General features: G+C 45.5%; 30 protein-coding genes. 9 read left to right on the forward strand and 21 right to left on the reverse strand.

Annotated elements, in window-relative coordinates; genetic code table 11:
- Positions 1–503 precede the first annotated feature (503 nt).
- A complete protein-coding gene (locus ASG89_RS20310) occupies positions 504–2,423 on the forward strand; it encodes a sensor histidine kinase (protein ID WP_057312904.1) in 1,920 nt (639 codons plus the stop codon).
- Here ASG89_RS20310 and ASG89_RS20315 read toward each other — a convergent pair.
- From ASG89_RS20315 to ASG89_RS20325, 4 genes are all read right to left on the reverse strand, one after another.
- On the reverse strand, positions 2,389–2,637 hold the full coding sequence (locus tag ASG89_RS20315) for an NHLP leader peptide family RiPP precursor (RefSeq protein ID WP_057312905.1): 249 nt from the start codon (positions 2,635–2,637) through the stop codon (positions 2,389–2,391). The genes ASG89_RS20310 and ASG89_RS20315 overlap by 35 nt on opposite strands.
- Before the next feature lie 204 nt (positions 2,638–2,841).
- A complete protein-coding gene (locus tag ASG89_RS36520) occupies positions 2,842–3,006 on the reverse strand; it encodes a hypothetical protein (RefSeq protein ID WP_157276734.1) in 165 nt (54 codons plus the stop codon).
- Positions 2,999–3,940, reverse strand: a complete 942-nt coding sequence (locus ASG89_RS20320; RefSeq protein WP_057312906.1) for a hypothetical protein — start codon at positions 3,938–3,940, stop codon at positions 2,999–3,001. The genes ASG89_RS36520 and ASG89_RS20320 overlap by 8 nt, the downstream gene beginning before the upstream one ends.
- A 191-nt stretch (positions 3,941–4,131) precedes the next feature.
- Positions 4,132–4,491: a DoxX family protein gene (locus tag ASG89_RS20325; protein WP_057312907.1), complete on the reverse strand. Its 360-nt coding sequence runs from the start codon at positions 4,489–4,491 to the stop codon at positions 4,132–4,134.
- A gap of 161 nt (positions 4,492–4,652) precedes the next feature.
- Between ASG89_RS20325 and ASG89_RS20330 the strand changes: the two genes are divergently transcribed.
- Positions 4,653–5,264, forward strand: a complete 612-nt coding sequence (locus ASG89_RS20330) for a TetR/AcrR family transcriptional regulator (protein ID WP_057312908.1) — start codon at positions 4,653–4,655, stop codon at positions 5,262–5,264.
- 177 nt (positions 5,265–5,441) lie between these two features.
- Here the strand turns inward: ASG89_RS20330 and ASG89_RS20335 are convergent, their stop codons facing one another.
- Complete coding sequence (locus tag ASG89_RS20335; RefSeq protein ID WP_057312909.1) at positions 5,442–6,122, reverse strand: TetR/AcrR family transcriptional regulator; 681 nt, start codon at positions 6,120–6,122, stop codon at positions 5,442–5,444.
- A 138-nt stretch (positions 6,123–6,260) separates the two neighbouring features.
- On the opposite strand from ASG89_RS20335, the gene ASG89_RS20340 reads away from it, so the two are divergent.
- Positions 6,261–7,613: an MATE family efflux transporter gene (locus ASG89_RS20340; protein WP_057312935.1), complete on the forward strand. Its 1,353-nt coding sequence runs from the start codon at positions 6,261–6,263 to the stop codon at positions 7,611–7,613.
- 152 nt (positions 7,614–7,765) lie between these two features.
- Here the strand turns inward: ASG89_RS20340 and ASG89_RS20345 are convergent, their stop codons facing one another.
- Both ASG89_RS20345 and ASG89_RS20350 read right to left on the reverse strand, forming a co-directional pair.
- On the reverse strand, positions 7,766–8,557 hold the full coding sequence (locus ASG89_RS20345; RefSeq protein ID WP_057312910.1) for a formylglycine-generating enzyme family protein: 792 nt from the start codon (positions 8,555–8,557) through the stop codon (positions 7,766–7,768).
- A 59-nt stretch (positions 8,558–8,616) separates the two neighbouring features.
- On the reverse strand, positions 8,617–9,909 hold the full coding sequence (locus tag ASG89_RS20350; RefSeq protein ID WP_235549848.1) for a hypothetical protein: 1,293 nt from the start codon (positions 9,907–9,909) through the stop codon (positions 8,617–8,619).
- A 594-nt stretch (positions 9,910–10,503) separates the two neighbouring features.
- On the opposite strand from ASG89_RS20350, the gene ASG89_RS38235 reads away from it, so the two are divergent.
- Complete coding sequence (locus ASG89_RS38235) at positions 10,504–10,638, forward strand: hypothetical protein (protein WP_268795636.1); 135 nt, start codon at positions 10,504–10,506, stop codon at positions 10,636–10,638.
- Between the two features lie 132 nt (positions 10,639–10,770).
- On the opposite strand, the gene ASG89_RS20355 is transcribed toward ASG89_RS38235, so the two are convergent.
- From ASG89_RS20355 to ASG89_RS20370, 4 genes are all read right to left on the reverse strand, one after another.
- On the reverse strand, positions 10,771–11,238 hold the full coding sequence (locus ASG89_RS20355; RefSeq protein ID WP_057312912.1) for a hypothetical protein: 468 nt from the start codon (positions 11,236–11,238) through the stop codon (positions 10,771–10,773).
- 23 nt (positions 11,239–11,261) lie between these two features.
- Positions 11,262–11,741: a GyrI-like domain-containing protein gene (locus tag ASG89_RS20360; protein WP_057312913.1), complete on the reverse strand. Its 480-nt coding sequence runs from the start codon at positions 11,739–11,741 to the stop codon at positions 11,262–11,264.
- A gap of 137 nt (positions 11,742–11,878) precedes the next feature.
- Positions 11,879–12,301: a DoxX family protein gene (locus ASG89_RS20365; protein WP_057312914.1), complete on the reverse strand. Its 423-nt coding sequence runs from the start codon at positions 12,299–12,301 to the stop codon at positions 11,879–11,881.
- A gap of 23 nt (positions 12,302–12,324) precedes the next feature.
- Positions 12,325–12,804, reverse strand: a complete 480-nt coding sequence (locus ASG89_RS20370) for a GyrI-like domain-containing protein (RefSeq protein ID WP_057312915.1) — start codon at positions 12,802–12,804, stop codon at positions 12,325–12,327.
- Between the two features lie 105 nt (positions 12,805–12,909).
- On the opposite strand from ASG89_RS20370, the gene ASG89_RS20375 reads away from it, so the two are divergent.
- A complete protein-coding gene (locus ASG89_RS20375) occupies positions 12,910–13,875 on the forward strand; it encodes a helix-turn-helix transcriptional regulator (protein WP_057312916.1) in 966 nt (321 codons plus the stop codon).
- A 153-nt stretch (positions 13,876–14,028) separates the two neighbouring features.
- Here ASG89_RS20375 and ASG89_RS35735 read toward each other — a convergent pair whose 3' ends face one another.
- The 3 genes from ASG89_RS35735 to ASG89_RS20385 form a co-directional block, all read right to left on the reverse strand.
- Positions 14,029–14,247, reverse strand: coding sequence for a S41 family peptidase (locus tag ASG89_RS35735; protein ID WP_082593466.1), 219 nt, complete (start codon positions 14,245–14,247; stop codon positions 14,029–14,031).
- Between the two features lie 15 nt (positions 14,248–14,262).
- Complete coding sequence (locus ASG89_RS20380; protein ID WP_057312917.1) at positions 14,263–14,589, reverse strand: hypothetical protein; 327 nt, start codon at positions 14,587–14,589, stop codon at positions 14,263–14,265.
- Positions 14,590–14,865: 276 nt separating this feature from the next.
- On the reverse strand, positions 14,866–15,612 hold the full coding sequence (locus ASG89_RS20385) for a glycosyltransferase family 2 protein (RefSeq protein WP_057312918.1): 747 nt from the start codon (positions 15,610–15,612) through the stop codon (positions 14,866–14,868).
- Between the two features lie 178 nt (positions 15,613–15,790).
- Between ASG89_RS20385 and ASG89_RS20390 the strand changes: the two genes are divergently transcribed.
- A complete protein-coding gene (locus tag ASG89_RS20390; protein WP_057312919.1) occupies positions 15,791–16,474 on the forward strand; it encodes a GT-D fold domain-containing glycosyltransferase in 684 nt (227 codons plus the stop codon).
- Positions 16,475–16,513: 39 nt separating this feature from the next.
- On the opposite strand, the gene ASG89_RS20395 is transcribed toward ASG89_RS20390, so the two are convergent.
- The gene (locus tag ASG89_RS20395) at positions 16,514–17,839 is read right to left on the reverse strand and encodes a nucleotide sugar dehydrogenase (RefSeq protein WP_235549850.1); all 1,326 of its coding nucleotides are present in this window, start codon (positions 17,837–17,839) and stop codon (positions 16,514–16,516) included.
- Between the two features lie 437 nt (positions 17,840–18,276).
- On the opposite strand from ASG89_RS20395, the gene ASG89_RS20400 reads away from it, so the two are divergent.
- Both ASG89_RS20400 and ASG89_RS37780 read left to right on the forward strand, forming a co-directional pair.
- Positions 18,277–18,516, forward strand: a complete 240-nt coding sequence (locus ASG89_RS20400) for a hypothetical protein (protein ID WP_057312920.1) — start codon at positions 18,277–18,279, stop codon at positions 18,514–18,516.
- A 366-nt stretch (positions 18,517–18,882) separates the two neighbouring features.
- Positions 18,883–19,047 (forward strand): hypothetical protein, encoded by a 165-nt coding sequence (locus tag ASG89_RS37780; protein WP_235549852.1) that lies wholly within the window; start codon positions 18,883–18,885, stop codon positions 19,045–19,047.
- Between the two features lie 71 nt (positions 19,048–19,118).
- On the opposite strand, the gene ASG89_RS20410 is transcribed toward ASG89_RS37780, so the two are convergent.
- The 4 genes from ASG89_RS20410 to ASG89_RS20420 all read right to left on the reverse strand — a co-directional run bounded on the left by ASG89_RS20410 (position 19,119) and on the right by ASG89_RS20420 (position 22,177).
- Positions 19,119–19,871, reverse strand: coding sequence for a hypothetical protein (locus tag ASG89_RS20410; protein WP_162259717.1), 753 nt, complete (start codon positions 19,869–19,871; stop codon positions 19,119–19,121).
- A 275-nt stretch (positions 19,872–20,146) separates the two neighbouring features.
- Positions 20,147–20,626, reverse strand: coding sequence for a 23S rRNA (pseudouridine(1915)-N(3))-methyltransferase RlmH (gene rlmH, locus ASG89_RS20415; protein WP_057312923.1), 480 nt, complete (start codon positions 20,624–20,626; stop codon positions 20,147–20,149).
- Positions 20,627–20,707: 81 nt separating this feature from the next.
- On the reverse strand, positions 20,708–20,875 hold the full coding sequence (locus ASG89_RS35160) for a CxxH/CxxC protein (protein ID WP_063795715.1): 168 nt from the start codon (positions 20,873–20,875) through the stop codon (positions 20,708–20,710).
- 72 nt (positions 20,876–20,947) lie between these two features.
- Entirely contained in the window at positions 20,948–22,177 is a 1,230-nt protein-coding gene (locus tag ASG89_RS20420) for a S1C family serine protease (RefSeq protein WP_057312924.1), read from the reverse strand.
- A gap of 220 nt (positions 22,178–22,397) precedes the next feature.
- Between ASG89_RS20420 and ASG89_RS20425 the strand changes: the two genes are divergently transcribed.
- A complete protein-coding gene (locus ASG89_RS20425; RefSeq protein ID WP_057312925.1) occupies positions 22,398–22,607 on the forward strand; it encodes a hypothetical protein in 210 nt (69 codons plus the stop codon).
- On the opposite strand, the gene ASG89_RS20430 is transcribed toward ASG89_RS20425, so the two are convergent.
- Positions 22,576–23,376: an MBL fold metallo-hydrolase gene (locus ASG89_RS20430; RefSeq protein ID WP_057312926.1), complete on the reverse strand. Its 801-nt coding sequence runs from the start codon at positions 23,374–23,376 to the stop codon at positions 22,576–22,578. The genes ASG89_RS20425 and ASG89_RS20430 overlap by 32 nt on opposite strands.
- 54 nt (positions 23,377–23,430) lie before the next feature.
- The gene (gene yycI / locus ASG89_RS20435) at positions 23,431–24,246 is read right to left on the reverse strand and encodes a two-component system regulatory protein YycI (protein ID WP_057312927.1); all 816 of its coding nucleotides are present in this window, start codon (positions 24,244–24,246) and stop codon (positions 23,431–23,433) included.
- Between the last annotated feature and the right edge of the window lie 5 nt (positions 24,247–24,251).

The raw sequence follows: 24,251 nt of genomic DNA on the forward strand, positions 1-24,251 counted from the left end.
AGAAGGAGCTGGCACTCGTTATGGAGCATTTCAGGACTTCCTGTTCTCAAAAACATGTCTATGTACACAGAGGCTTGGCACACCGAGGGCTTTCACTATTATCGGGATGCCTATAGTTTATTTTTTATACACGCGCATTCAGTTATAATTACGATTAACAACCACACACACAGGCTTGAAGGCAACTCTGGAAAAATCTAAAAGCAGTCAAGAACGGAAACGTCCACGTCGTTAACTATAATTACTTGTATAATGATGATCCTATTGCCGTCGAGAATCAGTTGGATATCTTGGCTGATGCCATTCTGGCTGGCCGATAGCATGTAATGCCATAATCTGAATACAGACCCTCTTCTATCCGTTCGTTTACGGTTGTGAAGTAGGTCTTTTTGCATGTTGAGAAAATTGTAAAAAATTGTCGGAGACTAAAGGACTTATACACAATTTTGTCGAATTTATAGGCATACATAAAAATATTGGGTTGTTTCCCACGAGGTGCACAAATGAAGCGTTTTCACTTGATCTTGTTACTACTCACATTTGGCGGCGCTGCCTTCTTGGCATTGCTCCTGTATCCCCATATAAGCTCATCGGAGGATTCCACCAGTCTTCCAATAACCAGCTGGAAAGTGCAATGGATTCCTGCTGGAGCTCCAGAAGCCGCCTCGCCTGACATAGACGGAGAATGGCTGTCCGCCACGGTTGAGCACCCGTTGGTTACTATTCCCGATGGGAAGGTCGGTGCATGGATTCACCTGACGGTCCCCCCGACGTCCAACCTATCCAAACCTGGACTGTATATTGAACGCCTGTACGCCATGAATGTAAGGATTTATGAGAATGACAAGCTCGTCTATCAGGTCAATCACAGCTTTGACTTCGAGCGCACCCTTCTCCAACTGCCGCTCGACCATACTGAGATAACCAGCGATCTCTACCTGCTGCTAATGGGGAAGGAACGGGCAGGCATCAAAAGTAATGTCCAGCTTGGCGAGCTTCCCGAAATCTTCCGGCAAGCTGTCCGCAAGGAACTGCCTGACCTGTTGCTAGGGGGGGGCTTTGCTTTCCTGTCACTCCTGATGCTCCTCTGCTCTTGGTATCTGAACCGGGCCCTACGCAGCACCGCTCTAGCGCTTACCTTATTCGTCATGTGCAGCGGCCTTCTGATCATGACCTACTCGTCTATGCCTTACTACTATTTTCCTGAGCTTGGACACTTTTTCTTATTTATATTTGATACGTCTCTTTATATTTTGATTCCTGCCTTGCTGTACTTCGTCATCCACATATTCGAAGGCCGGTATCCATGGATCAAGCGAGTGTTTCGCTGGCTTGTCGTCTATTATTCGGTTAGCTTCTGCGTTATGGTATGTTATAAGATCCTTGGAACGCCTTTTTATTCTCCTTACATGTTCCTGAGCAACTGGCTGAATGCTCCGCTCATTATCGGACAACTGATTCTCATTTGCGTCCTCGCCTTTCGGAACGCCATGCGGAATCCCAATTCCCTGATTCTCTCCCTGGGCATTCTAATCCTTGCCCTTTCCGGTGTGATGGATCTCTTACTGTTATACGCGATTGATACATCCTATGTATTCAATTTATGGAAGCTTGGCATCATCATTCTAATCGCTTCCCTGGTGATAATCCTGAACCGCCGCATTGCATCTGACTACGCCCGGCTCCTCTCCTACTCCAAGGAGTTGGAGCTTTACAATCACCAACTACAGCGGACGGAGAAAATGCAGATCATCAGCGAACTAGCCGCATCCATTGCCCATGAGGTGCGCAACCCGCTTCAGGTCACAAGAGGCTTCTTACAGTTACTCTCGGGAAAATCAGTGGAGCACGACAAGTCCTACTTTACCTTAGCCATTCAGGAGCTGGATCGAGCATCAAGCATCATAACGGACTTCCTTACCTTTGCGAAACCGGAGCTGGATACACTAGTAGAACTAAATTTACAGCAGGAGCTCGCCCAAATCGAAACCATGATTACGCCGCTGGTCTTACTGAACAATGGAGAGCTTGAGGTTCACGTGCCCGAACCTCAAATTATTCTGGGCAACTCTTCCAAGTTAAAGCAGGCATTCATCAATATCATCAAGAATAGCATTGAGTCCCTTCATGAAGAAGGTCACATTACTATTAGCGCCTGGGCCGAGGGAGGAACCGCTGTCATCCGCATTGCAGATAACGGCGAAGGCATGGAACCGGAGCAGGTCGCGAAACTAGGAGAGCCGTACTTCTCAACGAAAACCAAAGGAACCGGCCTCGGCCTGATGGTTACCTTCCGTATCATCGAAGTGATGGAGGGCAGCTTGGAATTCCATAGTGAAAAAGGAAAAGGAACCGAAGCCATTGTCCGGTTCCCTCTCGTTTCCAACACTAGGACCAAGCAGCCTTCAGTTCTGCCCCAGTAGCTGTCAATTGATCCAATTCCTCCGGTTGCGGGGGAATGACCAGCGCATAATGAGCTGGTGTTTCCGCCAGCACACTCAGCTCAATACCTTCAGGAACTTCAATTCCGAAGTCCTGCTTCAGCGCGCTACGGGGATCGGCCAACAAGCGTGCCTTGAAATCCGCGTCCTCCCAAGCTTTCTTAATGATCTTCACTTTCAACGTATCCATAGACATGACAACACAACCCTTCAAAATATTAGGATATCTGCATTTTCATAATACCATGGAACTAGATCTTTTGTACCATTATTAACCATATATCGACAAATAAATTTTTAATTCGCCACCATTCAACAAGGGGGAGGACACTATAGAGTTCCATAGTGAAAAAGGAAAAGGAACCGAAGCCATTGCCCGGTTCCTTTTCCTTTTTCACTCCTAGGACCAAGCAGCCATCTGTGGTTGTACCCCAGTAGCTTTCAATTCATCCAATTCCTCTGGTTTCGGGGCAATGATCAGTGCATACTTCGTGGGTGTTACCGCCATCACTTGCAGCTCAGTACCTTCAGGAATAGTGTGTCCGAAGTCCTGCTTATTAACCATTTATCGTCAAGTATATTGCAAAACCGCCATCATTTAACAAACTATCGTAACGATCTCTTATCTCGTTTGCCTTGTGCTGCAAGCTTTGAGCGATGACAGATGCGAAAACTTGGAGGGATGCGGGAGCATCCTTCATGGCGTTCAACTGATCCGCATAATCGCTTGCAAGGGTCGCAAGCCCTCCTAAGGCCATTTCACGATAAATGCTGCGTTTCACCCTACTCTCATCCAAAACTTCGCCTGCCTGTAGCTGAAGGTTCTCCTGCAACAACACTAGAAAAGCGTTGCAGGAGGCTGTTGGCAAATCCTCTCGCCAATCTGTCCAGTCATCAGAGAGTTGGAGTACCGCAAGGGCCAAATCGATGGCTGTCTCCATAGTCCCAATCTCTTGGTCCCGTCCAGCTTGGAGCAACAGTGCTGCAGAGCACAGCTTCACCGGGGCGGCCTTGCGGGCCAATCGGCCAGGATCCCGTGGGTCCATAGGCTCGTCCACCTCACGGTACATAGCATCTGCCCATTCCGCTAAATAGCGATTATAATAAACCCATAGTTGAGCGTTTCCTGAGAAACACCGCTGATAAGCCTCCAAGAACCGTTGATTCAAAAGCGTGCTTAGGGCCAGCGAACGCCGGACCTCCCTCTTCTCATCCATTACATCGTCTAAGAGAAAAAAGGACAACATCCCGTACACATTCCCCACCGCTAACTCGCGACACAGCTCAATCGGACTCCCCAAGGTCTCTCCGACCCAATACGGGAGCAGGTAGCTGATCATATTAGGTCCGTCGTTGTCCTTCCTGTCCAAAGGGTAGCACTGGCCCAGAAGCGCCAAAGCTTGCTCCTTCAATTCCTCCGGGAGCGTTTGCAATTGAGCCGAGGCTTCCCCGAAGATCTGGACAATCTCATCGCTATATTGATCTATTAATCGGTTCATGGCTGGGAATCAGATCCTTTCTTATTGTGAAAATCAGTCAGTAACGAAGCCCTCATTCACATATCATACAACAACACAACCCAGCCATAGATAACTTTATCTAGGCTGGGTCGCATGTTCTTCCATAATTATACTTCTGATCCATCTAGGCGTAAACCTTGCAGTTCGCCACTTGTATAACGATGATCCTGTCACACCGATAGTCCACCCGCATTCATGATGGTTAAAACGATGATCAACAGAAGAAACACAACAGGGGGCATCGTTTTGCCAACCGAATCTTTGACCCTTAAGTGCGCTAGAAGTGCCCCCACCATCGTAATTCCAAGCCAAATAGCTCCCCAAGCGATTACATCCGCAGTCCAATAACCCCAAACAAGTACCACAGCTCCGACCAACTGAACGATTCCTGTGACAACGCGAAACCATTGGGGAATCCTCAGATTGTTAAATATATCAGCCCAGTACTTGACCCCAGCAATCTTAGCAGAACCCGAGAAAACATAGTAAAAAATCAACAAGCTCTGAAGCACGATTGAAAATACGGTCATTCGAATTACCTCCCTTTATTAGCTACTGAACAAATGGTAAGTTATAACTTAATTATTGTCAAGTTATAATTTAACAGATGTAAAGTTATAACTTGACTCATTTTCAATAATGGACTACGATGACTTTAACTTGATTAGATTGGGTATGGAGGTTCAACCTTATGGGAGAAGTACGTAATGCGGAACGCACGCAAAAGAATATTCTTGAAGCTGCACGAAAAGAGTTTTTCGACAGGGGGTTTAAGGGGGCGAGGATCGAGTCGATCGCAGAAAGCGCTGGGGTAAAGAAGCAGCTGATCTATCATTACTTCAAGGGAAAAGCAGAATTGCTTGAAGCTGTTTTGGCTAACTCTGCAACTAGCGAACCAGAGTGGGTCTCGCAAATCCCTGATAACCCCGTTAATATTGCCGAGCATCGATACAGGGTTAACAGCCAGGTGAGAGCAGACTTTATTAGGTTCGCTGCTTGGGAAGCTCTTGAATCATGGGCAGAGCCAACGTCTTGGAATAAAGGTGGGGAACTTGCCCTTCAATCCTATGCTGATTACTGGAAGGTTCAAAAGGAAAATGGGCTTGTTCCACCGGAGATCGAGCCTGAACTAATGACGCTGGCATTAACAGCTTTAACTATTTATCCCATTATTTTCAGCAATATCACCAAGTTCATTACTGGAAGCGATTCGACCGATCACGATTTCCAAGCTAGGTGGTCAACCTTTCTAAACCAAGTAAGCGAGCGCCTCTTAAATACGCAGCAAGACCCTAAGAGTTAGTGTCTGTTCATAGGTATGAATCGAAATAAAAAGCGTTTGCTCGATTTCTGAGCAAACGCCTCTTAGTATTAATTCATGACGCTTCTTAAGCATGCAGTAATTGCTTCAGCAAGAGTCAGTATTTAGAGCATCGAAGCGATTTCATTTTTGCCGCTCATAATACCTTCGTCATACATTCTACATCTCCCGCTCCTTGATCACCTGTTCAATCCCCAACAAAATCAGCTTCAATCCGAACTCAAACGCCACATCGGTCCCCATTAGGTCGAACAGCCCATTCCTGAACATCCTCCGGAACAGTCCCGATTCCGTCTCGCTCATGGAGTCCAAAAGGCGTATCATCTCCTCACCTGGCAGCGCTCCCTTTTCCTTAGAGATTGCTGAGACATTGCGCTCATGCTGATAATCATCCAGAACGAAGTAGAAGACATAGTTAACGAGCGTAGTAACCACTTGCATCTTCTGCTCTTGCTCAAGTGCTGTCGATTCCACACAGAGCAGCATACGGTTGGTGAACCGGATGATGTCCGGTTCGTGGGGCAGCGTCATCATCATGAGCTGCGTGGAGCAAGGATACCGACGGAGCACATTCCGTACCGTTACCGCTAGCACCGCCAACTGCTCTTTCCAGTCCCCCTCGGAGTGGAACTCCTCCAGAATCATTTTCGATACTTGGTTGGCCAGACGCTGGTAGAGATCTTGCTTGCTCTTAAAGTACCAGTACAGTGAGGGAGCCTGAATACCCAGTCGGTCTGCTAATCGTCTCATGCTAAATTTCTCGATGCCCTCCTCCCCTAGAAGCTCCCACGAGGCTTCCAAAATCTTATCCTCCGAAATCTGAGGTTGCTGTCTTTTCATCGGTATCCTTCCCTCTATCTAACAGTGTAAGTTTATGCTTTACAGGTTCTTACGTTCATGATAACATCTAACACTGTAAGGTTCAACCTAACACTGTAAGGCTGAAGGCCATAATACATGAAGAAAGTGGTGACCCACATGGATACAGAAAACCTCCATTACTTTGAAAAAGCACCGATCGCCAGAGCCGTAGCTCACTTCGCTGTACCGATGATGCTTGGCACATCAATGAGCGTCATCTATGCCATCTTGAATGCCTACTTCCTTGGTTCCCTCCATAATACGGCCATGTTAACCGCGCTAGCACTAACCTTGCCGTTATTCGCGGTCATTATGGCGCTAGGTAACTTGATTGGCATGGGTAGCGGTACATTCGTTTCCCGCTTGCTGGGAGAGAAAAAATATGATGACGTCAAGCATGTGTCTTCATTCGCCTTTTACAGCAGTTTAGTTCTCGGTCTTATCGTGATGGCTGTCGGCCTCCCGTTGATCGATTCCATCGTCCATGGCCTGGGGGCAACGCCTGACGCCTTTGGCTTCACGAAGGACTATGTCACGGTTATGCTTATCGGTTCACCCGTCGTCGTATTATTCTTCACGCTGGAGAATATTGTGCGCTCGGAGGGTTCGGCCGTTACGTCGATGATCGGTATGATTCTCAGTGTTGTTGTCAATATTATTCTCGATGCGCTCGTTATCTTCGTCTTCCATTGGGGCATAATCGGCGTTGCGTCTGCTACGGTCATAGCTAACTTGGTTGCGAGTGTATTCTACGCCTTCCACATGGGATATAAGAGCCAGTTCTTAACCGTCTCCGTAAAATGGTTCAAGGCAACCAAGGACATTCTGAGCAATGTATTCAAAATAGGAGTTCCCGTGTTTATTATGAGCATCTTCTTGGGTGCAATGTCACTTATCTTGAACCATTTTCTTATCGAATATGGCGATCAGGCCACAGCGGCTTACGGAATTTCATCGCGTTTATTGCAATTTCCCGAGTTTATCCTGATGGGCTTATGCGAGGGAGTTGTGCCATTGATTGCCTTCTCTTTTACAGCAAATAAATTACGTATGAAGCAGACCATTGGATTCACGATCAAAACCATTGTAGCGTTAGCAGCCGTGTTCGGCGTCATCGTCTATCTAATTTCCGACCACTTAATTGGTTTATTTACGAATGACCCGCAATTAATTGAAATGGGCAGCTACATCCTGCATGTGACATTCTTATCCTTGTTCATTACAGGAATTACCGCGTTGTTCACGGGGATCTTCCAAGCAACAGCGCAAGGAACCGCCGCGTTTATTATGTCACTTATTCAAGGAATTACTCTGATTCCTGTGCTCTATATCGCCAATCGCATGGGCGGTTTTCACGGGGTGGTCTGGTCGCTCGTCATTGCGGATGCCGTCGCATTCCTTGTTGGAGCCATCATGCTGTATGTTCTACGGAACAAATTGCAGCCGGATTTGGAGCAATTAGGACAGTAGAAAAATAACACGCACCTGTTCCGTTCCTGATTATCTTTTCTTAATAAATTTGCATCATTTACGTTACGGTTAAGCGTATCATCATAAAAACCCAAGACAAAAGGCACCCGCTTAGGTGCCTTTACCATTAGGAATTTTATCATTCCGGTGGTCTACTCGTACTCTACTTTACCAATTTCTTCGGTTATTGTAAGTGCTATTCTAAAACCAAGATCATCTATCTTGAAATCGGGCATGCTTTTCCTTCTACTCGTAGAACCGCAATTGTTCTCAACTTCAGCCCAACTGCCTCCCCGGAAGACTCTATAGTTCCCATATCGTTCAGTATCATACAGATCCCAGCACCATTCCCACACGTTCCCAATCATATCAAAAAGCCCCCATGGATTAGGAAGCAGTTGGCCGACTTGACGGACTGACCCATTGGCGTTTTCTTGATACCATGCAATTTGATCAATTCTTGCATACCGATATCCCGTTGTTCCCGCTTTGCACGCATACTGCCATTCAGCGTCTGATAGTAATCGAACGCCATTCGCCTTTTTGTTATATCTCGTGTTCTCACTTTCATTTGTGATTGTGTAGCATTCCGTCTTCCCCAGCATTCTAGACAGTTCGTTACAAAAGGCAAGCGAATCGATCCACGAAACTCCCGTAATTGGCAGGTTATTTACATTCGGTTCGACTTCTTTTCCATGCATAACATAATGATACATATACTGTGTTACCGGATACTTCATTACATAGAAAGGTTCGATCGTCTCATTCCATGTAATAGCCTTTTTATTACTTCCAGGGTTCGATAACGTGTAATCTGAACTAAGCCATTTATCCGTATTCACATAATCACGTAATTCAATGGTTCCTCTCTTTACAGGTACCATTAAATTCATTAATTCTTCTAGAAAACACTCTCTGTCACTTCCGTACCTTTTGAATGTCATACTGACCACCCACCTATCTTAGTATTTGATCGGAAGCTGGCACTCACGGGAGTCCCCGATTACAGTTCGTTGTTGAATAAATCTTGCACGCTCAGACCATTCACATTGCCCGACTGATCGCGATTCATCGCGAAGACCTTTTGCTTAATCGTTTCCTTCTTCAGCTCTTCAGGTATTTCGTCGCTCGCTTGGTTTGCATAGTACTCGTTCAATATTACTACAAACACTTCCTTCATCCTTTGCTGACTGGACGAGATCGTCCTATCCAGTAACAGCATAAGCATGTCTTTCGGTGTAAGCAAACCTGTATGACTGCTTCTCAGTATGAATTGCTTGAGCAAGTGAACGGATACGACGGCGAAGCGATCTTGGGAATGATCGTTACGTTCGATCGGTGTGAAGATATAATCAACTAGTTGTCCAAAGGCAAAAGATTCAATCCGTTTTACCTCATCCAGATTAGAAAGTACCGCTTTCTCCTCATCTGTAATTGCCGTTGCTTTCTTAACATACGGCATAAGATATTCGATAAACTTGTATTTGTAGAGGCTTTCATTGGTGCCAAACGTGTTAATATGAGCGAGTACGCGGGCAACGTTATAAAGCCGGTGCACATCATACTTTCCTTTTGCAGCCGAACACTCGTTATGCAGTTGCAAAATATCAAGCAACCACTTGTCCTGCAGCTCGGAGTACCTGAACATCTGAAAAAACTCATGTGAAATATCAAATATTCCATTTGAACTTTTCCGGTATCGATACGGTTCTATGGAGAAGAGTTTCCATCTCCTACGAATTGCTTTGTCAGAGTAGTCATACATCATGGATTGCGGGCCGAATATTTCTTCAAAAGCATACTGTGTGTCACTATTAAATCTATTGAAATAGAGGATGATGTTGCCCGACAGCTTTCTCTTCGTCCGGGAGCCGCCACTCATCTCTACTAGAACATCCGCTTCGAATGTCGTACCCTCCATACTGTCGAGATACAGCCCCAGTAATTCTTGCTCCAGGACTTGCTTTCTGACCCCTTTATTCTCAACGATGATATACGCAAAGAAATAGAAAATTGCAAAGATCAAGCTGAGAATCAGCACGACCAGATTGATGGCTCTAAGCTCCGCCACTGTAGTAAACATCAGGAATAGCGAGGCTACATTGACAATTGCAAATACGATCAGAAGATCATAGATGCGTATCCATTGAAATACTTTGTATCGTCTTATTAGAAATCTGCCGTAATCAATCCCGATTACGCTTTTGCTTTCTGCTAACGAAGTAAGACCTATTATCGTCATGTTGATCGCGATGATCGCCATAACCAGACTGTTGTCCGTCACTATCTTTTGCATGTCTAAAATGGATTTCATCCAGGAAAATACTGTTACTGCTCCATCATTCATTGCTCCTTCATCAGCCCCTCTTCTGTGGTCGACTTACATTACTCGATATTATTCGACTTGCTTGGACATTTTTCCTTTTCATCCTCTTTATAACAATGGTAAACAGCGACCCAAATGTCGCCTTTAAAGTGATAAGGCTCTCTGCGTTGTCAGCAACGGCAAGTTTGAAAGAGGCTGTCCCAAAAGACAACTCTGATGGAGGGAAATAGGATGCGCTATTTACGTCTCAATGAACAAAATTGGAATTGAAGGGGAACGAGGGTGCGTTATTTAGTTCAAATAAGCCAAATAGCCCGAAAATAAGATAAATAGCGCATCTACGTTCCGCTTGGAGTACATTTGAACCGTTATCCGGCGAAATAGCGCATCTACGTTCCCTTTGGGAACGATCTTGTGCACCATGTGTTCAAATATCGGAATTCACAATGGATATGAAGCTGTTCACTCATTAGTCACTAACCAAAAAGAAGCCGTCTCAAGAAGTCTACAAGGACCTTTGAGACAGCCTCTTTCATTGATCGTTGCGATTCGATAATTACATTCATGAATATCACATTAGGGATCGTTCAAGTGATTGCTGCGCTGGGGTTTGTCTACTCAGGGTGGTTGAAGGCATTTCGGTTTGAGAAAACCAAAACGTCTTGGGGATGGGTTAAAGGCGTTTCGGTTTATTTCTAATAATTAAGGACACCTTATATTTCAAGGTGTCCCATTTCCAACAACTATAAAGATTCCAATTTTCGAGAGAATTGAATTCTTTTGCAACATACAGTAGACTCTGAATTTCCGTTCAAAGTGGCGTTGCTTGCTTCAGTACTCTCCTTTGATGACAAAGAACGAACCTCGAATTGTCCCAGCAAGTTTGGATTTCTGCCTGGCAAATTTAAACTTCTTCGCTTCCAACTCACTAGGTACTTCCATCCCCTCAGATAGCTTAAAACCAACAGCCCGTTTCTTAGGGTCATTAACCGTATACAAGACGTTAACCGCTAGACCATCCTCATAAAAGACGAAGGTCCATTTAATATTTTCCACTTGAAGCTGCGACGTCTCTAGAGGCTTAGCCGCAAACTCAATATCACGTTCATTTTTCAGAATTCGATGTACGTATTCAATCGTTTCCTGGCTCTCGCTGGCTGGTACAACCGTAAATTCATGCTTATATTTGTTCATAAAGTAACGGCCTTCATTCGCACGCAGACCCGCAAGCGCCTCTGCTACTGGTGAAGATTCCAGACCAACCGTAGTCACATTTTTAAAATCAACGATATAGGACATTCTCATCTCTCCAATGATCTCGTTTATTTCCTAACAACTGGAACCCACATTTCCCCATATACGAAGCCGTCTCGCTGCCCCATCTCAACCGTTGCATTAGGTCCGCCAACATAGGCAAAATTCTGGGCTTCTGGTAAGGCTTGACCAAAGGCAATGCCGGTAAGCTTATTGCTCATCTCTTCGGCTGTATTCCCTTCACCTTTAACGACGAGGTATTGCCCCTTCGGGAATTGAATAACTCTGTGTTCTTCCGGTACCGATCCTTCTGTCATAACACCAGCATAATACATCATCTTGTGATTCACAGCTTCATTCACAGCAAAAATGTAGTCATTCGTGGCAATGGCCTTTAAAGCATCAAGCCTTCCATCCTGCTCCACTGCCTGCCAGAAGTTTTCTTTCTCCTTGTTTATACCGGCATAATCTGTGTAATCGCTCTTTAGCTCCGTTCCAATACCTAGTACGATAAAACTGTCTTTTTCCTCAAAAGTATACATTTCCATAACCAACACTCCTTTTTTTTTGAATCGATTCATTAATTTGTTTCTTCACTTGATATGTCTATTATAACTATAAATCATGTCAAAATGTGATACTGTTTATCGAGCCATGAATGGGCAGGCATTTATTTCACTACCCATTAAAGTTTGCGGCTTTTCGGACGCAGCGCCCAGGAGGCGATGCCAAGCGCGGCATAGAAAAGTGGAAGGATAATATGAAAGCCGTAATCGCCATAATCGTTAGCGAATACATGAGATAGGGCAGCACCGGTCATTAGAAAAAAGATACCGCTATAAGCCCATTCCTTCATCCGGGGGAAACCAGGCATTACGATCGCAATGACTCCAAGCAACTTCCAGCTTCCGAGAATGTTCGTAATGTATAACGGGAAACCAATATCGGTCACCAGATCGACATTCCCCCCATATCTCATCAGTTGCCCGATCCCACTTAATGCAATTGAGAATGCGAGTATTAGTGTGACAGTCCAATAAGCGAATATCCTGCCAATAGGACGATTTTCTACTTTCGCGATATTTTCATTACCTATCATCGTACTCATTATCATCCCTCCAATGATCTCATTTATTTCTTAACAATCGGAATCCACATTTCCCCAAACACGAAGCCGTCACGTTGCCCCATCTCAACCGTTGCATTGGGTCCGCCAACATAGGTGAAATCTTTGGCTTCCGGCAAAACTTGACCAAAGACAATGCCAGTAAGCATACTACTCAACTCATCAGACGTCTTCCCTTCGCCTTTAACGATGAGGTATTGTCCCTTGGGAAATTGAATTGCCCGATGTTCTCCCGGTACCGATCCTTCTGTCATGACGCCAGCATAATACATCCTCTTGTGATTTACCAATTCGTTCACGGCAAAAATGTAGTCATTCGTGGCAATGGCCTTTAAAGCGTCCAGCCTTCCATCTTGCTCCACTGCCTGCCAGAAGTTTTCCTTCTCCTTGTTCATCCCGGCATAATCCGTGTAATCACTCTTTAGTTCTGTTCCAACACCTATAACGATAAAGCTGTCTTTTTCCTCAAGGATATACGCTGCCATAATCAACACTCCTTTTTTGAATGGATCAAATGATTTGTTTTTTCACTTGATACGTTTATAATAACAATAAATCATGTCAAAATATGATACTGTTTAGAGGTCCCCATGAAAAAAGTAGAACGCATTAACGTCATCATGCGATACATCAACAACCGCGCCCACTTTACCATTTCTGAAATCATGCGCGAATTCAACATCTCTCGTTCGACGGCGATTAGAGATGTCAGAGAAATTGAGGCCATGGGAATGCCGCTTGTCGCCGAAGTCGGGAGGGACGGGGGGTATTTTGTCATGAACAACTCTGTCCTACCCACTGTCCGCTTTACCAATAATGAGACAAAGGCTCTTTTTATTGCCTTTATGGCCACAAGAAATCAACAACTCCCTTATCTCAAGAGTCGCCACTCTTTAGCGGAAAAATTACTCAGCCTCATCTCGCAAAACCAGCAAGATGATCTTGTTATGTTAAATCAAATTTTGCTATTCGAAGGAACTAACCCCCACAATCCCGATCTGCTTGATCTGTCAGACCTGCCCCACCCTATGTTAGAACAACTCATCCAAATACTTCTTATGGATAGCTATTTAGTAATTTCCGTCGAAGAGGGAAGGGAAATAAAGTCTTATCCCATTTACCTATTGCATCTATATCGTGAAAAAAGCTTATGGCAAATCGAAGGCTTTGACCTAGAGGAGGAAAAGCGGCGGATCATTCCTGTCGACAATCTCACCGATGTCAAACCATACCCTGAGAAAAAAAGAATAAGCAGGAAGAAGATTATCGAACAACTAAGCAAGCAGGAAGAAGCTATCAATCTAGTCCTTGAACTCGGTCCAAAGGCGATTGCCCAATTCAAAAAATATCATCCATTAAAAATGTCCATTTCCTATACAAATCCTTATCAAACTACAGCTCTTCTAAAAACTTTCATCAATGTTCATCATGCGGAGGAATTGACTGAAATAATAAGTTGGTTGCTTTTCCTAGGTGGAGATGTCAAGGCTAGGGAGGTGCCGAAAGAGGTTTTGGAGGGTTTGCAGGAGAGGGTAGATATTTTAGGGAACCGTTGAAAAGCCAGGATTTACGGAAGTGTTGTAGGAAGTTTTGTGTAATTCCGCACTCCCTCTTTCCGCAGCCGCTCAGTATGGTCACACTCTTAAACAGAAAGAGGACACCAGAATCTGTATCCTCTTTTATTACCAATTTAGCCGCCATTTATGAAACTACAACTGATCCTTCATGTACTCAATGGCTTCAGAAAGCTGAACATCGTTCTCTTTTACCTTCTTCACTTCAATATTCGGCGTTAGACCGATCCCATGAATATGATTTTTATTTCTCGTTAAATATTCCGCTGTCGTCAATTTGTAGTAGTTCCCTTGCTGGTCTTTGAACACTTGCTGCACGGTCCCCTTACCGAATGTACGTTCCCCAATGACTATGCCCGCTTCCGATTCCTAGTGCGGGATCGTCACTTCCTTATAACTCTCCCCGGCACTAAACGTCACGGTCCCCTCCTGCGGGTCCATAAACTTGCCGCTCGTCAGCGCCGTAGTCTGATTATGTGCGGAGCCAAACTGTGTTCGGTACGACACCGCAGTGGTTTCCGTCGCGGGGCTGTCCAATCTGATTTTAATGACGGCATCATCACCTTCACCGCTGCCTGCCGTATAACCATCCAGATACGCCAATGGAATATCCGCCGATGCATAAGCCGATGGTCCTATACTAATCGAACCCAGTAGTACTACCGATGCTAGAAATGCGCTGGCTACTCTCTTCAATGATAGACTCTCCTTTAAAAATCTAATAGCTTCTCATGTCGATTACTATCGAAATTTGTCTGTTAACTAATAGTTTATCTTCATTATCTCTTAAACTCAATCCTTTTTATCAATAATAAAAGACTAGTAATCCGGCCCTTGTTTTAACTCACAACGGCAAAAAAGCCCCACAGTTATAGTTGGGACTTTTCTCCTGAAACCAACTTATGGTGCGGTTCACCGTAATAGTCATGACGGCGCAATCTAAGGGCACCTCATCGGGGACGAGGTCCTAGTTTACTGTATCCTTATAGGCAAAACCCTTTCACGTTTGACGCCTCTTACGATGCTCTCATACTTGTCGGTCCGTGCTATGGCAACCGCCCTCATTTTCCGCATCGTGGTCCTATCAATTTTCCAGGTATGCCTGGATTGATCTGCTCGGCGAATGGCAGCAAAATGACGATGGCTCGTAGAGCGCACCACACCACCCTGCTTCCAAATATCCTGAAGAAATTTCATATCAGAGCCCGAACGCATTCTTTTGAATCTGACGCTTGGAAAAACGCTTCGCCTGAACACTAAGGTCGCCCCTGCTACGGAGTCCTTCCGCCCCTTCCTCAATAGGAGAAGCTGCTTCGTTCTGACCATATACATGTAGAATCGGTTTTTTCCGATTAGATCGGCTCCTGTGCTCTCCGCCATATGAATCGCTTCCGCCAAGTAGCCAGGTCCATAGTAGTCATCGTCATCGAATTTGGCGATGTACGTATAACGCCCTCTTTGGATTCCGAAGTTCAGACATTCTCCCAAGGATGCCTTCTCTGGAAGCTGCAAAACGGAAGCCCGTATTCCCAAACGCCTTGCATAGTCCCGGTACACGGAGGGATTCATGCTGTCGTGGTTCAAGACGATGATTAATTCCCGGCGTTCCAATGACTGATGACGGTAATTGCGAAAGAGATTCTTCATAAAGTCAGGCTTATTCGTCACCGAAATAACCGTAACGCCCACTTTTGGATGCAACAGCTTCTTAGCCTTCACTGCGCAGCCCCCTTCTTCCTTAGTTTGTACCTGAGATATATGTTATTCCCGCCATATAAGGAAGGTTCAGTTATACGGATACATGCGGATTTCCGGCATGAATAAAGTCGAACCCAAACGATCAGCAGGTAGGATCATATGATAAATAAATATATGATGGAAGAGGAGCGATGATGGAATGCCGAACCTTTTAACCCGGGGACAGACATACGCAAGAATCCGATATGCCATGGATCATAAACAACCGTTCTCCCTGGTTCGAATCGGAGATGGTGAGAATATATGTTTGGCTCAAAGCTCGGTTTGGTCCATTAAACAAGTGTTACAGGAGCCTTGGGCCGTTATGGCTAACCGCGGGGAGAAGGGAGTAACCCTTCCAAGCCTTGGACTGCGCAATCAGATGGTGACCGAGATGAAGAGAGCTACCGTTGTGGGCGTGTTGTCACCAAGTGATACCTTAATTCGGGCACCGCGGCGTCTAAAGCGTCCTCTGACCAATAAGGTGTTCGCCCACTTCCGACTTTCCCCTCTCTTAACGTGCAACGCCTGCATTAATAGATACGCCCCGCGGGACGAGGCATTCTGGAGAATGCTTAAGGGAAGACGAATTCTCATCATCAGCAAGCACGCTAATAACATGAAGAACATATTGGAAAAACGAGGATTGAACGTTGTCGGGGTCATCCCCTTTACTCATTACAAACAGATCGGTCAAACTCTCGATAAAGTCAAAATCATAAGACATTCATTCGACTTGGTCCTCATCTCTACTGGAGTGAATGCTGTCATTCTCGCTCCTAGAATCGCGAGGATGTTTAGAAAGGTCGCCCTCGATTTCGGCCAATGGCATAAAAACATATAAGGACCAGCCTAATTGGCCGGTCCCTTTTTATATCCATCCTTATGAAATACCTCCGCCTCCTAAGCGGACAACCCTTGCCTTTGCTATACCATCATAGCCGGCTGTCGCATTCCGCGTGTCGTATACAAGCTTCGCATGCTCAAGGAGCAGCGAAAGAGGAATACAGGAATGGTCCGTAGCCAAGATCACAGCATCCATTTCAGCCAAGAGCTCGAAGGTTATCTCCACGCTGTTCCATATCCCCCCATTCACCTTTACGTTTGGGATATAGGGATCATGATAGACGGCGTCAGCCCCCATGCTATGAAGAACTTGCAGAAGTTGAAGGGCCGAAGACTCCCGCGAGTCGGCAATATCTTTCTTGTAAGCTATCCCGTAGACCAGAATCCGAGCATGCTGCAGTGACTTCGTATCTAGAATCTTCTGAACTTGCCCGGCAATATATTGAGGCATTTTGTGATTGACGGATTGCGAGAGTTGAATGAATCCAGAACCCATACCATATTGTTGAAGTTTCCATTCTAAATAGATGGGATCCACTGGAATGCAGTGTCCTCCGATCCCTGGTCCGGGATAAAATCCGGAGAAACCAAATGGCTTTGTCTTGGCTGCTTCGATGACCTCCCAAATATCCAAATTCAGCTCATCACAAATAATAGCCAGCTCATTCACGAAGGAGATGTTAATCAATCGATAAGCGTTCTCCATAATCTTCGCCATTTCGGCTGATTCTACGGAGGAGACCGAATGAATCTTGGTAAATACACCCCTGTAGAGCTCCTCAACCTGCCTTAAACAGGTCGGAGTCATCCCGCTTACGACCTTCGGGATCATGTGACAAGGATAATCCTTGTTCCCGGGATCAATTCTCTCCGGGGAGTAGGCCAAATAAACGTCCTGCCCGACGGTAAGTCCAATTCGCTCTAAAATCGGGGCAACAACCTCCCTTGTCGTACCGGGATAGGTTGAGCTCTCCAGAACGATCAACTTCCCGTTGGGAACTAGCCGGCTGATCTCGGAAACGGCCTGTGTTAAGTAACTTAAATCCGGCGTCCCCCTATCACTGAGTGGAGTGGGCACACACACGATGAAGGCTTCCGCTTCCTCCATTTCTTGATATCGATCCGTCAGTACCAATCGCCCAGTCGATAGGGCCTCCATAATTTCTACATCCTCGATCTCCGTAATATAACTCTTGCCTGCTTTGAGCAAGGAGATCTTCCGGGCATCCAAATCATAGCCCACGATCCGGAAGTCCTTCCTCAATAGATGCAAAACCAGCGGAAGTCCAACGTACCCAAGCCCGATTACGGCTGCGGTTCGCACTCTTGGCTCCGTTTGACCCAAGTCCTGCCTGCTCGTCACTTCCCATCAATCCTTTCAATCTAGTCTACCAAACTAGTATATGAAATGGATCTTGATCGGCTTGGACGCTCTCCTATTAAACTAAAATTGTAACATCGCCCCTACAAAACATAATCTTTCTTAAAAATTTCGCCTCATTTGTGAAACGGATACAGATTCCACATAGAATAAAAGCGCCACCAAAAAGGCTAGCGCTCTATACTTTCAATAATAGGTAACCTTGTCTACTTCTATTAACCGGCACGTTATCATAATCCCCAAATCGCATCCCGTCAAGAGATAATGTGCGAATGAGCGACAGAGCGGGGGATCACCACTTATGCTTTCTAAATAGGAATGAATTTCCGAGTATGCAGGGTGATATCGCTTTTTCCAATTCATCCGGTGTCACGTAAAATATTCTTCAGAACGATGAGGAATAAGGAAAGGAGATCTGCATGAACAGCGTGGACAAAATCAGATTTTTGCTCTTTTACGGCGAAGCGCCCGAAGCAACTTGTTACGGGTATCTGGAGGTGAATCGGGATGGCAATATCATCGCGCTCTACAATAGTTGCGGCGAGGAAATCGACATGTTTGGCGGACATGAATTTGTCAGGGTACGGGCGCTTGGCAAATTCGATGATGAAGACCGCGATAATTTTTACTCCTTGTTAGAAAGTGATGGTGTAGGATAACCTGCACGACAGACAGGTGAAGATTCGGTGTTAAGACACTACGTGGAACGCAATGAATATTCTCTGTGGAGGTAGAAGATGCACAAACGGGTTCAAGAGGCAAGCGGAATGAAGAGAGTGGCGATGTTAGCGGCCCTGCTCCTCGGTGCATTTATTCCGTTTCTTAACGAAAAACCAGTTATATGCTGATGATCGGCATATTGGTGCCGGTGACCGCATTGCTATAGCAATGGTTCACGACTCGCCGGATGTTTATGTCGCGATGGCGTTATTTTTAGCAGGTACCTGCTTGTGTGCAGTATCCACTGCCAGGAAAAGAAATGTAAGTACCTCGAATTGTATGAAATAGACGATATTGACCGCGACATGTTTTCTGAACGCCTGAGCGTATTAAACAAGGAGCTGGATACTGAGTTAACCCGCAGATCGAAGCTAGAATTAGAGCTTCGAGATGATCAGGCTGATCCCGTACCCTATGAACTTGTGTGTTCCTTGATGTCGAACTTAGATGCCCTTCTACTGACAGCTTAGCAAAAGGGGCTCTTCCTTTGTCTGGAAAAGCCCTTTTTATAAAATATCGCCTTGAATTGGAACTATAAATGTTACACATATTTAAGTTGCCACTGGATTTTTTCGGCATCATAATTGGTAACATCTATAGGTGTCGTTATGTCACGTTCGTCCGTCACGCTTCCATTTTGATTCCAGTGAAAATAGTAGTTTGCGAAATGACCATTATATGACTTTTTACTCAAGTGTTGCTGTATTTCATTAGTATTAAAAATGAGTCCTTTATAGGAATCCCCGTTTTCAACTAAGTATATATGATAATCAAATTGAGTAATATGCCGGTCATCTTCCTTATGCCACGAGCAGCATTGTTTTTGTGGATTGTAGCTTGCATCATGATAGTCTCTAGATAAACCTACCTTTACTTTTACAATTCGTTTATCTGCCAGTTCTACTTCCATAGTGCTGTAACGTACTTTAACAACTCTTGATCCTTTATTGTTCTTCACAATATTGCTCATTACGTAACCTACTGCTTTCTTTCTGTTCATACGCTTCTTCGTATTAGAATCGTCCATGTCTTTTGACAAAAGCTGATCCTCCTCCTCATTTTTATGGTTAAATTCTTCGCTATCGTCATCTTCGGTATTCTTCGATAGTCGTAAATCCTCTAATGTATTGTAAACGCGACTAGCATCTTCAAAAGATACCTCTGTGATAAAAAGCGTTGATGATACATCGTCTGTAGCTAAGAGTGTTCGAGCTACCAATTTATCCATCTGTGAAGCACTTTCATTTTTGGCATTCCAGTCCTTGTATACACTCGCCAACTTCATTATTTGCATTGCCCTATCTCCCTTCAGGCTTTTAAGATGGGTTTCTTTTATTATTGTCATCATACACCACATAAGTTAAATAAGCAACATAAGAATTTAATTTTGTTTAATAATCCTATTTTGCTTATTTGCTAATTTGGATTTAACTAAAACAAAACGCCCTGTCTACTGATTCTCCAAAATCAGCAAACTAAGGCGCAAGCTTGGATAATTTTATTCTCAGTCCATGGGTATACCGCTTATAGTGTCCACGCCATGTTGGGAGCGACACTATAATTTCGCCGTTACTTGTGATACGGTTCCCCCCGATTTATCCGCATCGCGCGATAAATCTGCTCCACCAGCACCAGCCGCATCAGCTGGTGCGGCAACGTCATGCGGCCGAAACTCAGCCGCATGTCCGCAAGGCGCAGCAGCTCGCTCGACAGCCCGAGCGAGCCGCCTATAACGAAAGCCACCTGGCTCCGCCCATAGGTGGCCAACTTATCGAGCGAGCTCGCCAGCTGCTCGCTCGTCCACATCTCTCCGTCGATGGCCAGCGCCACGACGTAAACATCCTGGCGCAGCGCTGCCAGCAGCCGCGCGCCTTCACGATCCTTCACCTGCTGCTCCTCAGCAGGGCTCATGTTCTCAGGTGCCTTCTCATCGGGCACCTCAATCATCTGCATCTTGGCATACGGGCCAAGACGCTTCACGTACTCCGCGATCCCGTCCACGAGATAGCGCTCTTTTAACTTCCCAACACTCAATATCTGTATCTGCATAATGACCCCAATCCTTTTCTTTGATCTTTTTATCTTTTCCTTTATTCCAATTTCAAAAGAAAAAGAGGCCCCCAGGCCTCTCTAAACGATTAGAAAACGTGATAATGACTGGCAATGCTCGCAGTGCTCAGGCGGTGCCCAGTGGGCGAAGTGGGTTTTCTGCAAATCCACAACATCTGGAGCTTCCTCATATTCATCAACAAATTCATCTATGGCTATTTCCACATGATCTTTACAAACGACATGCATATTAGTACCCTCTCATTCGCAGGCGGTTCTGTAGATTTCTATTCTTTCTCTTTACGCTACCCTACTACTAGACTACTTATCCGTCGCCTCAACCAACGTCAATACCGTCGTCAGCTTCTTCCCGCCTCGATAGTACACCACATTGATTTTATCGCCGATTTTCTTCTCATTATATAGGTATTTCCTTAATCCAATCGTGCTTTCGATCTTGCGATCATCCAACTGAACGATCACATCCTGCGGCTTCAGTCCCGCTTCCTTCGCAGGGCCAGAGACGTCAAAGACGATAACTCCAGTTTTGACATCGGCAGGCAGCTTTAATACATCCGTTCCTTTAAAAGCTTGCAACTCCTGCGTCGACACACCAATTAACGGTCGTTTCACCTTGTGGTCCTTGATGAGACTATCAATAATCGGCGTCACACTATTAATGGGAATCGCAAAACCTAAACCTTCAACCCCTGTGTCCGAAATCTTCATCGAATTGATGCCGATCACTTTGCCCTCGATATTGACCAGCGGTCCACCGCTGTTCCCTTGGTTAATCGCGGCATCCGTTTGGATGACGTCCATTTCCCAATCATAATCCGTGCCTTCACGTGAAAGCGAGACAGGTATTGTACGTTTGGGTGAAGAAACGATGCCTTGCGTCACAGTTGGTGAGAAGCCAAGGCCTAGCGGATTGCCCACGGCAATGGCCATCTCGCCCGCTCTTAGCTTGTCGGAATCGCCAAACTCAGCAAGTACTTTCACATCTTTGCCATCCGCTTCAAGTACAGCCAAATCGGTAATGCGATCGCGGCCAACCAACGTAGCTTTGCGATGCTCGCCTTCGAAGTTCACGATTTCGAACTGGTTCCCATTCTCCACAACATGACTATTCGTCACAATACGAACTTTATCTCCGCTGCGTGCAAACATGACACCTGATCCGATACCAATGCCCGCTTCTTGCCCCGTATCATCCTTCTTCGAAGAGATAACACTGACCACGGCTGGTTTTATTCTTTCCGTCGCGGCAACAACCGAATCATTACTATTCATCGGATGTACATCCGCTTTGGCCACTACAGGAATCGCAAGTGCTTTCTCTGACGAGTTACTTCCTCCAATAGCGTGAACGATTCCTACCACGATGAGCATGCCGATCGCCCCAATGAATCCTGCGATGAGGGCTACATACCGTTTTCGACCAGCGAAGCTTGTGAAACTCGTGAAATTTCCTGTCCCTTTGGGACGCCAGACTGGTTCGCGCCTTCTGGACCTTTTGGTCGAATAAAAATCATCATCAAACAAACTCATTTCAGGTCCCTCCTCGCTGACGGGGTCAACGCTACACTTGCCTTGCTTTATTTCAATCCATGGATGGGTTCTCGAACTCATCGACTTGTGATTGGTTTTTTGCAAAATATAGGAATGTTTCGCTCGCTTCTTGCCTACAATAATAGTAAACCAAATCTCTCGCCGAATTACTAGAGTGTTCAAAAACTTTAATAGACCTTATTTAAAGGAGAATGCCACTATGAACCGGATTCCATCCCATTTTGATGAAATTAATATGATCGGTAAGCTTGCTGACCTTAAGGAAAGCCACTATCACCAGTCGCTTGTCCTCTCATCTCTCATTCAGGTCTTGATTGATAAAGGCCTTATCACCGCGCAGGAAATCCATCTCAAGTCACAAGAACTAGATAGCGCACTTACTCCGAATCCAATACATCCCATTTCGTAGAACGGTCAAAATACGTATCCATCAGCCGCAGTTGTTTCGCCTCAGGCGCTCGCTCTTGTACTATGTTATTCACGGTTAGCCTGGCCAAATCCATTAAGTTATGATCACGGCTAAGGTGCGCCATATAGACAGATTTCGTCTTATTCGTCATGATATCACAGAGCGCTTCCCCTGCGGCTTCGTTGGATAAATGTCCCTTGTCTCCAAGAATACGGCGCTTAATGCTCCATGGGTAATGCCCCACGCGCAGCATGTCCACATCATGATTGGTCTCCAAGACCAGAGCATCCGAATCCGCAATCTTTTCCTTCACCTTTTCGCTCATATATCCGAGATCCGTTACGACACTTAATTTCTGTTCGCCTTCATAAAAAACGTAACCCACCGGCTCCGCCGCATCATGCGAAATCCCGAAGGATTCCACTTTCATTGAACCGAACTCCTCGACGCCGCCTGTATCCATCACTCGCTTATTGCCTTCGGCGATCACACCGATTTGACGATCTAGCTCGACCCACGTCTTCTCATTGGCATAGATCGGCACATCATATTTCCGAGCGAATGCACCGAGTCCCTTAATATGATCAGAATGCTCGTGTGTGACGAGAATGCCGTCAATACTACTCGCGGCAAGCTCGCGCTCCTTCATTAACAGCTCCATCTTCTTTGCACTGAAGCCTACGTCAATCAGCAGCTTTACCTCACCGTTATCGACAACCGTTGCATTCCCCGTTGAACCACTTGATAACACCGTAAATCGAATTCCCATCTTCCCTACTCCTCTATGCCTACCTGTGTACCAGTTGGTTATTCCCTACTCCTGTTACTTCTTTGGCGTGTTCTTTGCACCTGGGGCTGGAGAAGCATTGGATGCCTCTCCGTAACCTTTCGGGCCGAACGGGTTAAGGGCAGCCCCCTTCTCCACCGCGCCATTGAAGGCTTGTAAATAATAAATATCTCCATTATCAATCGTTACCCGCCAGTGCGGATACATGGGCTGTGTTTGCGAGTTATACGGTTGTCCGTGATACCCTAACCGAACCTCGGTAATAATGGAACCATCGCTTAAATAATTGTCCACTAAGCTGCGGACCGCTAATTGGGCTGAAATCATCTTCTGCTCCGTCTGTTCTACCTCTGATTCTACTTCAACGAAAGCTTGTCGGTAACTGGTAATTTCTCCATTCATCTCATTCAGCTCGACCATCACATCAAATAGTGGAATCTTGCCATACAATTGCGAGAATACGAAGATTCCGTCTCGACTAATCGCTGAGTCCAGCTGATACATGGTGAAGTTTGGAATCTCTGAAAGCGTCTGAACTTCCTTGCTAGCGCCTTTACCGAGCAGCGCACTCATGTAAATTGGGGTTTTGAGCGTTTTCTCCTCGCCTGGCTTGATACTATCATCATATTTCACCGTGATGACCTTCAACTTAGGCATATCCGTTGGAAGCTCGTCTGTAAGCCGAATATTTTTATTGCGGAGCGCACGGTTCAAATCCTCCACAGTACTCGATGGATCCAAGGATATGCCTATCTGATTGGAACGATTGGTGGACCACAGTTGGAAGCCGAGAATCATATTCAACAGTAGAAATGAAGCGATCAATATCGTCTTGGCCCTACTCCAATTCATAATCT

This window comes from Paenibacillus sp. Soil766, assembly GCF_001428105.1.
Lineage (GTDB): Bacteria > Bacillota > Bacilli > Paenibacillales > NBRC-103111 > Paenibacillus_E.

Bases quoted from the DNA above. Each gene is read 5' to 3' on its own strand.
- ASG89_RS20310 (WP_057312904.1), top strand. From the start codon at position 504: ATGAAGCGTTTTCACTTGATCTTGTTACTACTCACATTTGGCGGCGCT.
- ASG89_RS20315 (WP_057312905.1), bottom strand. From the start codon at position 2,637: ATGTCTATGGATACGTTGAAAGTGAAGATCATTAAGAAAGCTTGGGAG.
- ASG89_RS36520 (WP_157276734.1), bottom strand. From the start codon at position 3,006: ATGGTTAATAAGCAGGACTTCGGACACACTATTCCTGAAGGTACTGAG.
- ASG89_RS20320 (WP_057312906.1), bottom strand. From the start codon at position 3,940: ATGAACCGATTAATAGATCAATATAGCGATGAGATTGTCCAGATCTTC.
- ASG89_RS20325 (WP_057312907.1), bottom strand. From the start codon at position 4,491: ATGACCGTATTTTCAATCGTGCTTCAGAGCTTGTTGATTTTTTACTAT.
- ASG89_RS20330 (WP_057312908.1), top strand. From the start codon at position 4,653: ATGGGAGAAGTACGTAATGCGGAACGCACGCAAAAGAATATTCTTGAA.
- ASG89_RS20335 (WP_057312909.1), bottom strand. From the start codon at position 6,122: ATGAAAAGACAGCAACCTCAGATTTCGGAGGATAAGATTTTGGAAGCC.
- ASG89_RS20340 (WP_057312935.1), top strand. From the start codon at position 6,261: ATGGATACAGAAAACCTCCATTACTTTGAAAAAGCACCGATCGCCAGA.
- ASG89_RS20345 (WP_057312910.1), bottom strand. From the start codon at position 8,557: ATGACATTCAAAAGGTACGGAAGTGACAGAGAGTGTTTTCTAGAAGAA.
- ASG89_RS20350 (WP_235549848.1), bottom strand. From the start codon at position 9,909: ATGCAAAAGATAGTGACGGACAACAGTCTGGTTATGGCGATCATCGCG.
- ASG89_RS38235 (WP_268795636.1), top strand. From the start codon at position 10,504: ATGAATATCACATTAGGGATCGTTCAAGTGATTGCTGCGCTGGGGTTT.
- ASG89_RS20355 (WP_057312912.1), bottom strand. From the start codon at position 11,238: ATGTCCTATATCGTTGATTTTAAAAATGTGACTACGGTTGGTCTGGAA.
- ASG89_RS20360 (WP_057312913.1), bottom strand. From the start codon at position 11,741: ATGGAAATGTATACTTTTGAGGAAAAAGACAGTTTTATCGTACTAGGT.
- ASG89_RS20365 (WP_057312914.1), bottom strand. From the start codon at position 12,301: ATGAGTACGATGATAGGTAATGAAAATATCGCGAAAGTAGAAAATCGT.
- ASG89_RS20370 (WP_057312915.1), bottom strand. From the start codon at position 12,804: ATGGCAGCGTATATCCTTGAGGAAAAAGACAGCTTTATCGTTATAGGT.
- ASG89_RS20375 (WP_057312916.1), top strand. From the start codon at position 12,910: ATGAAAAAAGTAGAACGCATTAACGTCATCATGCGATACATCAACAAC.
- ASG89_RS20390 (WP_057312919.1), top strand. From the start codon at position 15,791: ATGCCGAACCTTTTAACCCGGGGACAGACATACGCAAGAATCCGATAT.
- ASG89_RS20400 (WP_057312920.1), top strand. From the start codon at position 18,277: ATGAACAGCGTGGACAAAATCAGATTTTTGCTCTTTTACGGCGAAGCG.
- ASG89_RS37780 (WP_235549852.1), top strand. From the start codon at position 18,883: ATGTTTTCTGAACGCCTGAGCGTATTAAACAAGGAGCTGGATACTGAG.
- ASG89_RS20410 (WP_162259717.1), bottom strand. From the start codon at position 19,871: ATGCAAATAATGAAGTTGGCGAGTGTATACAAGGACTGGAATGCCAAA.
- rlmH (WP_057312923.1), bottom strand. From the start codon at position 20,626: ATGCAGATACAGATATTGAGTGTTGGGAAGTTAAAAGAGCGCTATCTC.
- ASG89_RS35160 (WP_063795715.1), bottom strand. From the start codon at position 20,875: ATGCATGTCGTTTGTAAAGATCATGTGGAAATAGCCATAGATGAATTT.
- ASG89_RS20420 (WP_057312924.1), bottom strand. From the start codon at position 22,177: ATGAGTTTGTTTGATGATGATTTTTATTCGACCAAAAGGTCCAGAAGG.
- ASG89_RS20425 (WP_057312925.1), top strand. From the start codon at position 22,398: ATGAACCGGATTCCATCCCATTTTGATGAAATTAATATGATCGGTAAG.
- ASG89_RS20430 (WP_057312926.1), bottom strand. From the start codon at position 23,376: ATGGGAATTCGATTTACGGTGTTATCAAGTGGTTCAACGGGGAATGCA.
- yycI (WP_057312927.1), bottom strand. From the start codon at position 24,246: ATGAATTGGAGTAGGGCCAAGACGATATTGATCGCTTCATTTCTACTG.